The sequence below is a fragment of the Pseudomonas sp. UME65 genome (assembly GCF_014170225.1).
GTDB lineage: Bacteria > Pseudomonadota > Gammaproteobacteria > Pseudomonadales > Pseudomonadaceae > Aquipseudomonas > Aquipseudomonas protegens.
Map to the genome: position 1 here is coordinate 1 of NZ_LZZQ01000011.1, position 12,336 is coordinate 12,336.

The following is a 12,336-nucleotide window of genomic DNA, read 5'->3' on the forward strand; positions in this document are numbered from 1 at the left end:
CTGGCTACCGAATTTCTTGACGACCATAGAGCGTTGGAACCACCTGATCCCATCCCGAACTCAGAAGTGAAACGATGCATCGCCGATGGTAGTGTGGGGTTTCCCCATGTGAGAGTAGGTCATCGTCAAGATTAAATTCCGAAACCCCAACTGCGCATGCAGTTGGGGTTTTGTTTTTATATAGGAGTTACTGATTTTTTGCTGACACGTTCTACTTTCAAGTTGAACGGATCGGCCACAGAATTTCTTGACGACCATAGAGCGTTGGAACCACCTGATCCCATCCCGAACTCAGAAGTGAAACGATGCATCGCCGATGGTAGTGTGGGGTTTCCCCATGTGAGAGTAGGTCATCGTCAAGATCAAATTCCAAAACCCCTGTCTGCTCACGCAGAGAGGGGTTTTGTTTTTGTGCGCTATAAAGCCTGTGCTGTGTGGCAGAAGCAGATTGCAGGGTGGATTCAGGGCTTCATCAGCATCGAGTAAGCAGTCATCAAGACCACATTTGTTTGCCTCTTACGCCCTGTTCTTACGCATCTTGCTGCTTCTACGGGCGATTAACTTACGCCACCAGATATAGATGCCGGTCAGTGCCAGCACGGCAATCAGAACGCCCAATAGAGCAATGATCACCTGCCCCGTGGTACCGATGATCCTGCCTCCATGTATGGGCAGTTGCAGTCGGTAGAAGCGCTCTCCGAGGGTGCCTTGCCCCGCTATCTCCTGCCCCAGCAAGCGCCCATCCGTACCGTGGAAGAACAGCCAGGACTTACCATGGGCTTGGCTGTCATGCCGACCAAAACCTGCTCCATAGAAGTTGTATTCAAAGCTGTAATACAACTCACCAATCGTCTCCTTCAAGCCCAGCCGTTGCCCCTCTTCCAGAGCCCGTTCATAGGCCTGTTGATAAGTCAGCCGGGTTATCCCCAGCTCTGCCGCCGGTACTCGTCCCCGAGCTTCATAGACGCTGGGTTCGATGGACGAGAGCAATGACACCACGGGTTTGAACACCTGGCTCGGCAGGTTCATGGCCACGCTACTGATGGCGATCGGCAGCAGGAGCAGCCATAACCACAAGCCTGCGGCGCGATGCAGGTCGAAGTTGAGCCGATAGGCATGGCCGCCCTTGATCTTCCAGGCCGTGGCCCACTTGTGCCAGAACGGCCGTCCACGAGGCAGGGTCAGCAGCAAGGCAACAAAACAGTCGATGACCCAGGCAATGGCCACCAGCCCCATCAACCACAGCCCCCAATTGCCGGGCAGGCTCAGGTTGTAGTGGAACTCCAGCAGAAAAGGCACCAGGTTCTGCCGCTGGAAGCAGCAGGCGCCCCAAAAGCGCTGCCCCTGCTGATGGGCCGTAACCGGGTCCAAGTAAAATACTTGATTGCGCTCGGTATACGGTTGGCCGGTGGCCGGGTCGGTGCGTGGCACCGCTGCCAGCAGCGCGGCATGCCCGGCTTCTTGTGGATATTCCATGTACCAGACCTGCAGCCTCGGGTGCTCGGCCTGAACGCTATCCACCAGTGCGCCGGGGGCCAGCACCGGCCCCTTGCCAGGCGTGTGATAGAACTCGGGGTTGAGCCACTCATCCAGCTCGTGATGAAAGGCCAGGACACTCCCGGTCAGCCCGGCCAGCAGCAGGAACACTGCGGTGGCCAGGCCCATGTAGCGGTGCAATAGAACCAGAATGGCGCGCATGACATTTTTCCGTAGAGACGACAAAGCCAGCGGCTGCTGACAGGCGCTGGCTTTGTTGGAGTCAACCTAGATCAGAACTGGTAGCTCACCGTGGCGGCGACATTGCGAACTTCGCCCAGGTAGCAGTAGCTCAAGCTTGCACAGGAGGCGACGTAGGACTCGTTGGTCAGGTTGTTGGCATTGAGCCGTACATCCACTCCCTTGAGGCCCAGCTTGCCCAGGTCATAGCCGATGGAGGCATCGAAGAGCGTGTAGGCCGGTACCTTCATGGTGTTCTCGGCATCGGCCCAGCTGTAGCCCACATAGCGCACACCGCCGCCCAGGCGCAGGCCATCCAGCGTCGCGCTGTCGAACTTGTAGTCGGCCCACAGCGACGCCATCTGCCGAGGTGCCTGAGTAGGCGAGTTGCCCTTGTTCTCGATGAGGTTGGTGGCGCTGCTCAGGGTGCTGGTCATCGACTTCGAATACTGGATGTCGGTGAAGGTATAGCTGCCCAGCAGTTTCAGGTTGTCGGTCAGCTGCATGTGGGCTTCCAGCTCCAGCCCCTGGGAGCGAACAGCACCCACCGCACGATAGAAGTTTTCCTGGGGCAGCTTCGACGCCAGGTTCTCCTGGTCGATGCGGAACAACGAGGCAGTGAACAAGTTGTCCGTACCTGGTGGCTGATATTTCAGCCCGACTTCCCATTGAGTGCCGTCGGTAGGTGGCAGCGGATTGCCTGCGCTGTCTGCGTAGGAGTTGGGGTTGAATGACTCGGAATAGCTGACGTAAGGCGCCAGACCGTTATCGAACAGATAGAGCGCGCCCGCACGCCCAGTGAGCTTGGTGCGTTTGTCGCTGATTTCGGTGCCCAGTGGGCGCTGGGCTTCAGCCAGGCGGTTTTCATCCGAGGTCTCCACCCAGTCCTGGCGCAGCCCCAGGGAGAAGCGCCATTTGTCCAGCTCGATCAGGTCCTGCAAGTACACACCGGTCTGTTCCAGGCGCCGCAAATAGCTGGTGTGGCTGTAGTAGTTGATCGTCGAGTTGCCATAGACCGGGTTGAATGCATTGATCGGCTGCAGGGTTCCCTGGTCCCAGTCGACCACGGTCTTGCGCCGTTGATAGTCGGCTCCCAGCAGTAAGGTGTGCTTGACGTCGCCGGTGAGGAATTCGGCCTGCAGCATGTTATCGACGATGAAGGAGTGGAGCTTCTCATCTCCACCCGAGTAATAGCGGTTCAGGTCATTGCTGGTGGCATTGGTCCAGCCATAGGCATAGACCTGGTCGAGCTTCACCTTGGAGTCCAGGTAGCGGAAGTTCTGGCGGGCGGTGAAGGTGTCGTTGAAACGATGCTCGAACTGATAGCCGAAGGACTGTTGATCGCGCTTGTAGCCATCCACGCCCGGCTCGCCCTCGAAGAAATGCTCGGAAATGCGCTGGCCATTGCGCTGGTTCAGGGTGCCGTTGGCCGGCATGCCGCCGTGGTAGCCGCCATCGGGGTCATTCTGCAAATAGGCCTGGAGCGTCAGGGAGGTGTCTTCACTGAAGTCGATACTCAGGGTCGGCGACAGGGCGAAGCGTTTTTCCTTCGCGTGGTCGAACTGAGTGTCGGACTTGTCCGTCAGGCCGATCAACCGATAGGCAACGCGCTTGTCGTCATCGAGCGGGCCGCTGAAGTCGAACCCCAGGCCCTGTTTGCCCTGGGTGCCCACGGTTGCCTGAATCTGGTGATAGGGCTCGTAGAGAGGCTTTTTGCTGGTCAGGGCCACCAGGCCGCCAGGGGAACTGCGGCCATAAAGCACCGATGAGGGGCCCTTGAGAATATCCACCCGTTCGAGGAAGTAGGGGTCGACCTGCATGCTGCTGTAGGTGCCGCTGTCACCCATGGACTTGAGGCCATCGAGGTAGATGTTGTCCACCGAACCATCGTTGAAGCCGCGCATCGCTACATAGTCGTAGCGATGGGTGGCGCCATAGGGATTGGTCAGCACGCCGGGGGTGTAGCGCATGGTCTGGGCGACGGTTTGCGCGCCCTGGTCGTCGATCTGTTCACGGGTGACCACCGAGACGCTTTGCGAGGTCTCCAGCAACGCTGTACTGGTCTTGGTGGCGATCTGACTGTGCGTCGCGTTGTAGCCCTCCATGCTGCCCAATGCGTTGCCCAGGGCGAAGCCCTTGACCTCAGTGGCGGGCAGGGTCAGGGCGCTGCCCTGGGGCAGGGGCCGCAGTACGTAGTTGCCGCCGTCCTGGCTGACCGCCTCCAGTCCCGAACCCCGCAGCAGCTGGTTCAGGCCCTGGGGAATGGAGTAGTCGCCCTGGAGTCCGGGGGACTGCCTGCCCTGGGTCAGGGCCGGGGTGGTGGACAGGGTGATCCCGGCCTGCCGGGCGAACTGGTTGAGGGCATCGCCGAGGTTGCCCGGGGCCACGCTGTAGCTGTGACGCGGGGCATCAACAGCGCTAGCGGCGGCCAGCACCTGGGGCGCCACTGTGCCGAGGCCGATGCTGGAGCACAGCAGGGCGGCGCGGATGGCTTGGCGCAAGGGGCGGGCGCAGGGTGAGCTTGGGCGGGTGTCGCGCAGAGTCATGGTAGGTTCCGTTGAAGTCGCAGGAAGCAGATTGAAGTGCTTACTGACTAAGCCGGACGTCCTGGCAAAACCCGCCAAAAAAAATCACCCCAGTGAATTTCAAGCCACTGGCCCCAAGGTCACCCACCAACGGGTGCGGTAGCGCAACTGCACTGGCAGGGTCTGGGGCAGGATGGCCAGCAACTTGTCGGTGTCTTCCAGGCGGAACACACCTGAAAGGCGCAGATTGCCAACCGCTGCCGAGCAGCCCAGATAGCCATGGCGATAGCGGCCGACCTCCTGGAGGAAGTCGTCCAGGCGCATGTTGCGCGTAACGATCAGGCCATCGGCCCAGGCGCCGACGTCCATCGCCAGGGGGGCCGCAGGTTCGGCCAGGCCATGGCTGATCTGATAGCTCTGACCTGCTTCCACCCGGGCGCTACGGCCGTCGGCGGTGTGCGGCGCATGAATGGCCACGCTGCCGTGGGTCACGCTCAGGCGCGTGCAGCGTTCCTCCACGCGCACCACGAAGCGGGCGTCGAAGCCTTCCAGCAGGGCGTGGCGGCTCTCCACCAGCAGCGGGCGGGCAGGGCCGTGATCGGCTCCACAGGACACCATGATCTCGCCCCGGCGCAGTTTGATCAGGCGCTGCTCGGCATTGAAGTTGAGGTCCGCCGCGCTGTCGGTATTGAGTTCCAGGCGGGTGCCATCGGGCAACTGGAAGCCTCGCTGCTCGCCGACGGCGGTGGCAAAGTCTGCGTTCCATTGTTGCCAGCCCAGCAGATCCTTGCCGACCCAGGCACTGGAGCCCAGGAGCAGGGCGCCACTGAGCAGTTTCAGGGCCTGGCGCCGGCCCAGGCGCTGACTGCTGTGTTCCAGGGTATGCAAGGCCACCTGAGCCCCCGGCACTGAACGCAGGTTGGCCGTGAGTTCCTGCTGCAACGATTGCACCCGCTGCCAGGCCAGTTCGTGCTCCTGGTGCGCCGCCCGCCACAGATCGCACTGTTGCTGCAGCTTGGGGTTGGCACCGTTGTTGCGCAGGCGCAGCAACCAGTTGATTGCTTGCTTGACCACCAGGTGATCGGGATTGGGTTTGAGCGGCAGGCTGGCGGGAAAGTTATCCACAGGCTTCAGCTCTCGTAGCGCAGCAGGTAGCAATGGTAGAGCGCCTGGGCGACATAACGCTCGACGGTACGCAGGGATAGGCCCATCTGCTGAGCAATCTGCTTGTGGGTAAGTTCCTCGCACTGAGCCAGGAGAAAAGCCTGACGTACTTTCGGCTTCAGCCCTTCAAGCATCCGCGCAATGCTTTCCAGCAGCTCCAGAATCAACGCCCGAGCTTCAGCGCCGGGTGTTTGGGCTTCGGGCAAGTGGGCGATGGTTTCCAGATACGCACGTTCGATTTCCTCGCGGCGCCAGTGATCGATTACCAGCCCCCGAGCGATAGTGCGTAAAAAAGCCCGGGGGGCCTTGAGTTCCAGACGTTCAGTTTTCTGCAGCAGGCGTACGAAGGTGTCCTGAGCCAGGTCGGCAGCATCCGCGGCATTGCCCAGGCGCTGGCGCAGCCAGCTGTTGAGCCAGCCATGGTGATGGCTGTAGAGCGTCTGTACGGCGAACTCGGGTGATGACATGGACGCGGACTGCCTGAGTGTCACTAATGATAATTAGTCGCATTGTCATTGAGGCTTTATCGATTTGGCAATAAGCAGCGCACTGTCGGTCATCTGAAAATGTGCCACGGATGCTCTGGAACACCGTTCGGCGGGATTAGGCAAATTCAGGCGAGTAATTCAGAAAAATCTCTAAGGGTTCGCAGATTCTTGCCGAAAGACTGATAAGACATGCGTGCACCAAAGTAGAGCGGTCAGAGAACATCGCCTGCGCTGTTACATGGAATGTTGCATTACGGACGCATCCCCACTTTCGGCATAAGAAGTCCCATGAAATGAATCTCAAGTTCAGCCATAAAATCCTTTTGGCCGCCTCCGGCGTAGTGGTTCTGGCTTTTGCGTTGTTCACCTTGTACAACGACTACCTGCAGCGAAACACCATCCGACAGAACCTCGAATCCTCTATCCAGCAGGCCGGTGAGCTCACCTCCAGCAGTGTGCAGAACTGGATGAGCGGGCGGATCCTGGTGCTCGAGAACCTCGCGCAGAACGTTGCTCACCAAGGTCAGAACGCAGATTTCCCAGGGCTGGTGGACCAACCGGCCTTTACCTCGAACTTCCAGTTCACCTACGTCGGCCAGGCCAACGGCACCTTCACCCAGCGCCCTGACGCGAAGATGCCCGACGGCTACGACCCGCGTCAGCGCCCCTGGTACAAGCAGGCCGTCGCCGCCGACAAGACCATGCTGACCCCGCCCTACATGGCGGCTGTCGGTGGCCTGGTGGTGACCATCGCCATGCCGGTGAAAAAGCAGGGTGAACTGCTGGGCGTGGTTGGTGGCGACCTGAGCCTGGAAACCCTGGTGAAGATCATCAACTCGGTGGATTTCGGTGGCCTGGGCCACGCCTTCCTGGTCAGTGCCGACGGTCAGGTGATCGTCAGCCCGGACAAGGACCAGGTGATGAAGAACCTCAAGGACATCTACCCCGGCGCCAACGTACGGATCGAAAACGGCAACCAGGAAGTGGTCCTGAACAAACAGGAGCGCATCCTCTCCTTCACCCCGGTGACCGGCTTGCCGAATGCCGAGTGGTACATCGGTCTGTCCATCGACAAGGACAAGGCCTACGCACCGCTGAGCCAATTCCGTACTTCCGCCTTGATCGCGATGTTTATCGCCGTGGCGGTGATCGCCGTACTGCTGACCCTGCTGATCCAGGTGTTGATGCGCCCACTGATCACCATGGGCCGTGCGATGCAGGACATCGCCCAGGGCGAGGGCGACCTGACCCGGCGCCTGGTGGTGGAGAGCAAGGACGAATTCGGCGAACTGGGCAGCTCGTTCAACCAGTTCGTCGAGCGGATCCATGCCTCGATTTCCGAAGTGTCCTCGGCCACCCGCCAGGTACACGACCTGTCCCAGCGCGTGATGGCTTCGTCCAACGCTTCGATCATCGGTTCCGACGAGCAGAGCGCTCGCACCAACAGCGTGGCCGCCGCGATCAACGAACTGGGGGCCGCAACCCAGGAAATCGCCCGTAACGCCGCCGATGCCTCGCAGCATGCCAGTGGCGCCAGCGAACAGGCCGACGACGGTCGCCAAGTGGTGGAACAGACCATCCAGGCCATGACCGAGCTGTCGCAGAAGATCAGCCTGTCCTGCACTCAGATCGAGACCCTGAACGCCAGCACCGACAACATCGGGCACATTCTCGACGTGATCAAGGGCATCTCCCAGCAGACCAACTTGCTGGCCCTCAACGCGGCCATCGAAGCGGCCCGTGCCGGCGAAGCCGGTCGTGGCTTCGCCGTGGTGGCCGACGAGGTGCGCAACCTGGCTCATCGTACCCAGGAGTCGGCGGAAGAGATCCACAAGATGATCACCTCCTTGCAGGTCGGCTCCCGTGAAGCGGTGTCGACCATGAACGCCAGCCAGGCGTCCAGCGAAGAGAGCGTCGAAGTGGCCAACCAGGCCGGTGCGCGGCTGGTCAGCGTGACTCAGCGGATCGGCGAGATCGATGGCATGAACCAGTCGGTGGCGGCGGCGACCGAAGAGCAGACGGCCGTGGTGGAGACCCTCAATGTCGACATCAACCAGATCAACCTGCTGAACCAGCAGGGCGTGGCCAACCTCAACGAAACCCTGAAGGATTGCGATGCCCTGTCGCAGCAGGCCAGCCGCCTGAAGCAGCTGGTGGACAGCTTCAAGATCTGAGGTTTCGCGTCACTTTCAAGCCCGCTCCCGCCTCACGGCAGGGCGGGCTTTTTCATGGGCACCGATCAGGCCGGGTGGTCGCCCAGCAGCCCCAGGTGAGTATTGATCACCTGCAACAGGCGCTGGCGCTGGGACTTGATGAAGAAGTGATTGCCGGCCACTTCGATCAGCTCGAACTCGCGGCCGGTGAACTCGCGCCAGTTGAGCATGAGGTTGGCCGTGGCCAGCGGGTCCTCGCTGCCGTAGAAGGCCGTCAACGGCACATCCAGGCAACCGCTGGAGGTGTCGTACCAGGTTTCGAAAAGCTTCAGGCCGTTGCGCAGCAGGCGTTCGTAGGATTGCAGGTCGTTCTGCCCGCGGGGCATCTCCAGGGGGCTGGCGCCGAGGGTCAGGATCGCCTCGCGAAACGCGGCGATGGGCAGGGAGTGGAGCAAGGGCCGGCGCGGCAGGCTATCCGGGCTGCGACAGCCGGAGACGAACAGGTGGCGGGTCTGCTGGGGAAAGCGTTCCTGGGCATGCTTGCTGGTCTCGTAGGCCAGCAGCGCGCCCAGGCCGTGGCCGAACAGCGCATGGGGCTCGCCGAGCCAGGGGTCGAGGGCGGTGAAGGTGTTTTCCAGCAGGCTGGGCCAGTTGTCGCAGGGCGCTTCGTCACGGCGCGGACCGTGCCCCGGCAGGTTGAGCACCACCAGCTCGATATGATCGGCCAGGCCACTGGACCAGACCCGCATTTGCTCGGCTGCCGCCCCGGCCTGGGGAAAGCAGATCAGGCGGATCCGGGTGGCTTGCCCGGGTTTGATCACCAGCGTCCATTGTCGGGTGTCGGTGTACACAGCTTTTCCTTAAGCAAGTGGGCCGGCACTGCGCCGGCCAGAGGCAGCCTGAAGAGGGCGTCGCAGTCTGCGGATGGTTTCTAACATAGTGCCTGTCGTCCGTGAAGGCACGTGTGTGCCGGGCCGGGCGGGCGGTTGCTGTCGGTCGCCGGAACGCGGCTTGCGGCTATGCTCTGAATGTTTCGCGCCGGCTCTTTTCCGGCGGCTGGTGATTGTAAGGTGCCATTGTTTTTTGCCGGGCCAGCCTTCACCATCAGCCGATTTACGACAGCTCCCATGGACGCATTGCATTGGCGGCACGTTTAGCTCTTTCTCGGACCCTGCGCTGGTTCTGCGCGGCATTGCTGCTGGCCGGCGCACTGCTGGGCAGCCTGCACGCCGACTGGGATTTCTCCCTGATCAGCCGCCGTGCCACGGCGCTCTACGGTCCGCTGGGCGAAGGGCAGCCGCGCATCGATGCCTGGCAGCACCTGCTGGCCACGCAAAAGCAGGTGCCCGAGCGCGAACAGTTGAAGGTGGTCAACCTGTTCTTCAACAAGAACATGCGCTACGTGGAAGACATCGACCTGTGGCACCAGGTGGATTATTGGGAAACGCCGATCGAGGCATTGTGGAAAGGCGCCGGCGATTGCGAGGACTACGCGATCGCCAAGTATTTCAGCCTGCGCCACCTCGGGGTTTCCAGTGACAAACTGCGCATCACCTACGTCAAGGCCCTGCGCCAGAACCGTGCGCACATGGTCTTGACCTACTATTCCAGCCCGGAGGCCATGCCTCTGGTGCTCGACAGCCTGGAAGACTCGATCCGCCCGGCCAGCGAGCGTACCGACCTGTTGCCGGTGTACTCCTTCAATGCCGAGGGTCTGTGGCTGCCGGGGGCCAAAGGCAACAAGCGGGTGGGCGACACCAAGCGCCTGTCCCGTTGGCAGGACGTGTTGAAAAAAATGCAGGCCGAAGGTTTTCCGGTCGAGACGACTAACTAGGAGCACGAGCTCAGATGTCTTTGTTCAAACAACTGTTGATCGCAATCTGTGTGTTCCTGGTGGTCGCCTTCAGCGGCAGCTTCATGGTCAGCCTGGAAAGCTCGCGCACCCAGTATGTCAATCAGCTGCGCTCCCATGCCCAGGATGCCGCCACTGCCCTGGCACTGTCGCTGACGCCGAACATCGACGACCCGGCGATGGTCGAGCTGATGGTCAGCTCGATCTTCGACAGTGGCTACTACGCCAGTATCCGGGTGGTGGACCTGGCCACCGACAAGACCCTTGTCGAGCGCAGCGGCATCCCGGAAGTCGGCAACGTGCCGCAGTGGTTTGTCAGCCTGATCGGCCTGGAACCGGCGGGTGGCGATGCCATCGTCAGCCGCGGCTGGGAACAGGCGGCTCGGGTCGAGGTGCTCAGCCACCCGATGTTTGCCGTGGCCAAGCTCTGGCAGAGCGCCCTGGGCAGCCTGGGCTGGCTGTTGATCTGCGGTGCGGTGAGCGCGGTGCTCGGCGCCCTGCTGCTGCGGCGCCAGCTCAAGCCGTTGGACTACATGGTCCAGCAGTCCCACGCCATTGCCCGTCGTGAATTCCTCAGCCTGCCGCAATTGCCCCGGACTCCGGAGCTGCGGCGGGTGGTGCAGGCCATGAACCAGATGGTCGAGAAGCTCAAGGCGCTGTTCCAGGAGCAGGCCGAGCGCAGCGAGAAACTGCGCACCGAGTCCTATCAGGACAGCCTGACCGGGCTGGCCAACCGGCGTTATTTCGAAATGCAGCTGCACGCCCGCGTAAGCAACCCCGAGCAGGCCAGTTCCGGCTACCTGTTGCTGTTGCGGGTCAAGGACCTGGCCGGGCTGAACCAGCGCCTGGGCGGCCAGCGCACCGACCAGTTGCTCAAGGCGGTGGGTGAACAACTGCTGCGCGAGTGCGACAAGTACCCGGAAACCCACAACCTGGTCACCCGGGTCCGTGGTGGCGAGTTCGCGGTGCTGGCGCCGGGGCTGGTGCGTGAGGAAGCCATCCAGCTGGCCCAGAGCCTGGACAGTGCCCTGGGCAACCTGCACGCCACCGGCGCCACCGATGTTGCCTCAGTGGCCTCCATCGGCCTGGCGGCGTTTGCTCACGGTGATTCGCCGCAAGCGGTGCTGAGCCTCGGCGACCAGGCCCTGGCCCAGGCCGAAGCCCAGGGTGACACCAGCTGGGCCTGCCTCGATCAAGGCGCCAGTGCCCAGGTCGGGGATGACCACCATGCCTGGCACCGACTGTTGGACCGGGCGCTGTCGGAGCAGCACTTCCAGCTGTATTTCCAGCCGGTGGTGGCCGCTCGGGACACCCACCTGGTGCTGCACTACAAAGTGCTGTCGCGGCTGCTGGATGAACAGGGCCAGACCATTCCGGCCGGGCGTTTCCTGCCGTGGCTGGAGCGTTTCGGCTGGACCTCGCGCCTGGATCTGCTGATGCTCGAACAGGTGCTGAGACAGATGGCGAGCCACGAAGACTGCCTGGCGCTGAATCTGTCGGCGGCGACCCTGGCGGACCCGCACGCCCTGAATCGGGTGTTCGAGATCCTGCGCCAGCATTCCGACCTGGGTCCGCGCCTGACCCTGGAGATCGGTGAAGAGCAATTACCCGAGCAGGCCATGCTGGAACAGCTGACCCGGCGCCTGCGCGAGCTGGGTTTCTCCCTCAGCCTGCAACGCTTCGGTGGGCGCTTCAGCATGATCGGCAACCTGGCGCGCCTGGGGCTGGCTTACCTGAAGATCGATGGCAGCTACATCCGCGACATCGATCAGGAAAGCGACAAGCGCCTGTTTATCGAAGCCATCCAGCGCGCGGCCCACAGCATCGACCTGCCGCTGATTGCCGAACGGGTCGAGACCGAGGGCGAGTTGCAGGTGATTCGCGAGATGGGCTTGTACGGGGTGCAGGGCCAGCTGTTCGGCGAGCCGGCTCCCTGGGGTTGAAACCGCTTTCGCCGGCGGTCCTGCTTACAGGCCTTTAAACCGCTTTCGCCGGCAAGCCGGCTCCTACAGTAGGAGTCGGCTGGCGAAAAGGGTTCAGATCAATCCGGTTTCATCGTCATTGATCAACCGGCTCAAACCGCCCAGCGCCTCGCGGGCCTGGGTGCGATCCATCAGCTTGGCCTGGGCCGCGGCCGGCAGGTCGGTGATGCGGATCACGCCCTTGAGGGTCAGGAGCTGGATCAGGTCGTCCAGCACCCGGATCATTTCCAGGTCGCTTTGCTTGAGTTGCTTGAGACTGACTTCCACCGCCTCGTTGGCGTACCAGGTCTGGATCTCGTGGTGGTCGGCGGGCAGCGTCTCGGTGGCCTCGGCGTAAGCGGCGGCTTCCACGCGAATCAGCTGGCCCTGTGCATCGCGTTGCACGTAGAACATGGCGAATCCCTCAGGCATGTGTTTCCGGCGTCAGGCAGGCAGCAGCATAGGCCAACGCAGCAT

General features: G+C 61.8%; 9 protein-coding genes, 2 rRNA genes and 1 pseudogene. 6 read left to right on the top strand and 6 right to left on the bottom strand.

The features are described 5' to 3' along the window. The first annotated feature begins 15 nt into the window (after positions 1–15). Both rrf (A9971_RS11080) and rrf (A9971_RS11085) read left to right on the top strand, forming a co-directional pair. Positions 16–131, top strand: a 5S ribosomal RNA gene (gene rrf, locus A9971_RS11080). A 115-nt stretch (positions 132–246) separates the two neighbouring features. Continuing rightward, positions 247–362: ribosomal RNA gene (gene rrf / locus A9971_RS11085) — 5S ribosomal RNA — on the top strand. Between the two features lie 154 nt (positions 363–516). On the opposite strand, the gene A9971_RS11090 is transcribed toward rrf (A9971_RS11085), so the two are convergent. From A9971_RS11090 to A9971_RS11105, 4 genes are all read right to left on the bottom strand, one after another. Continuing rightward, positions 517–1,698 (bottom strand): PepSY domain-containing protein, encoded by a 1,182-nt coding sequence (locus tag A9971_RS11090; protein WP_152685855.1) that lies wholly within the window; start codon positions 1,696–1,698, stop codon positions 517–519. Positions 1,699–1,769: 71 nt separating this feature from the next. Then, the gene (locus tag A9971_RS11095) at positions 1,770–4,262 is read right to left on the bottom strand and encodes a TonB-dependent siderophore receptor (RefSeq protein ID WP_183000603.1); all 2,493 of its coding nucleotides are present in this window, start codon (positions 4,260–4,262) and stop codon (positions 1,770–1,772) included. Positions 4,263–4,361: 99 nt separating this feature from the next. Next, positions 4,362–5,366, bottom strand: a complete 1,005-nt coding sequence (locus tag A9971_RS11100; protein ID WP_019093128.1) for a FecR domain-containing protein — start codon at positions 5,364–5,366, stop codon at positions 4,362–4,364. 5 nt (positions 5,367–5,371) lie between these two features. Continuing rightward, positions 5,372–5,872: a sigma-70 family RNA polymerase sigma factor gene (locus tag A9971_RS11105; RefSeq protein WP_053148356.1), complete on the bottom strand. Its 501-nt coding sequence runs from the start codon at positions 5,870–5,872 to the stop codon at positions 5,372–5,374. Between the two features lie 314 nt (positions 5,873–6,186). On the opposite strand from A9971_RS11105, the pseudogene A9971_RS33125 reads away from it, so the two are divergent. Both A9971_RS33125 and A9971_RS33130 read left to right on the top strand, forming a co-directional pair. Beyond that, positions 6,187–7,212 (top strand): annotated as a pseudogene (locus A9971_RS33125) (cache domain-containing protein); the annotation flags it as partial. A 69-nt stretch (positions 7,213–7,281) separates the two neighbouring features. Beyond that, entirely contained in the window at positions 7,282–8,067 is a 786-nt protein-coding gene (locus A9971_RS33130; protein WP_370059459.1) for a methyl-accepting chemotaxis protein, read from the top strand. Positions 8,068–8,132: 65 nt separating this feature from the next. Here the strand turns inward: A9971_RS33130 and A9971_RS11115 are convergent, their stop codons facing one another. After that, positions 8,133–8,897 (bottom strand): thioesterase II family protein, encoded by a 765-nt coding sequence (locus A9971_RS11115; protein ID WP_011058510.1) that lies wholly within the window; start codon positions 8,895–8,897, stop codon positions 8,133–8,135. 290 nt (positions 8,898–9,187) lie between these two features. Between A9971_RS11115 and lapG the strand changes: the two genes are divergently transcribed. Continuing rightward, a complete protein-coding gene (gene lapG, locus A9971_RS11120) occupies positions 9,188–9,880 on the top strand; it encodes a cysteine protease LapG (protein WP_011058511.1) in 693 nt (230 codons plus the stop codon). Positions 9,881–9,894: 14 nt separating this feature from the next. Then, complete coding sequence (lapD, locus tag A9971_RS11125) at positions 9,895–11,841, top strand: cyclic di-GMP receptor LapD (protein WP_053155799.1); 1,947 nt, start codon at positions 9,895–9,897, stop codon at positions 11,839–11,841. 93 nt (positions 11,842–11,934) lie between these two features. Here the strand turns inward: lapD and A9971_RS11130 are convergent, their stop codons facing one another. Continuing rightward, positions 11,935–12,273: a hypothetical protein gene (locus A9971_RS11130; RefSeq protein ID WP_011058513.1), complete on the bottom strand. Its 339-nt coding sequence runs from the start codon at positions 12,271–12,273 to the stop codon at positions 11,935–11,937. Positions 12,274–12,336 lie beyond the last annotated feature (63 nt).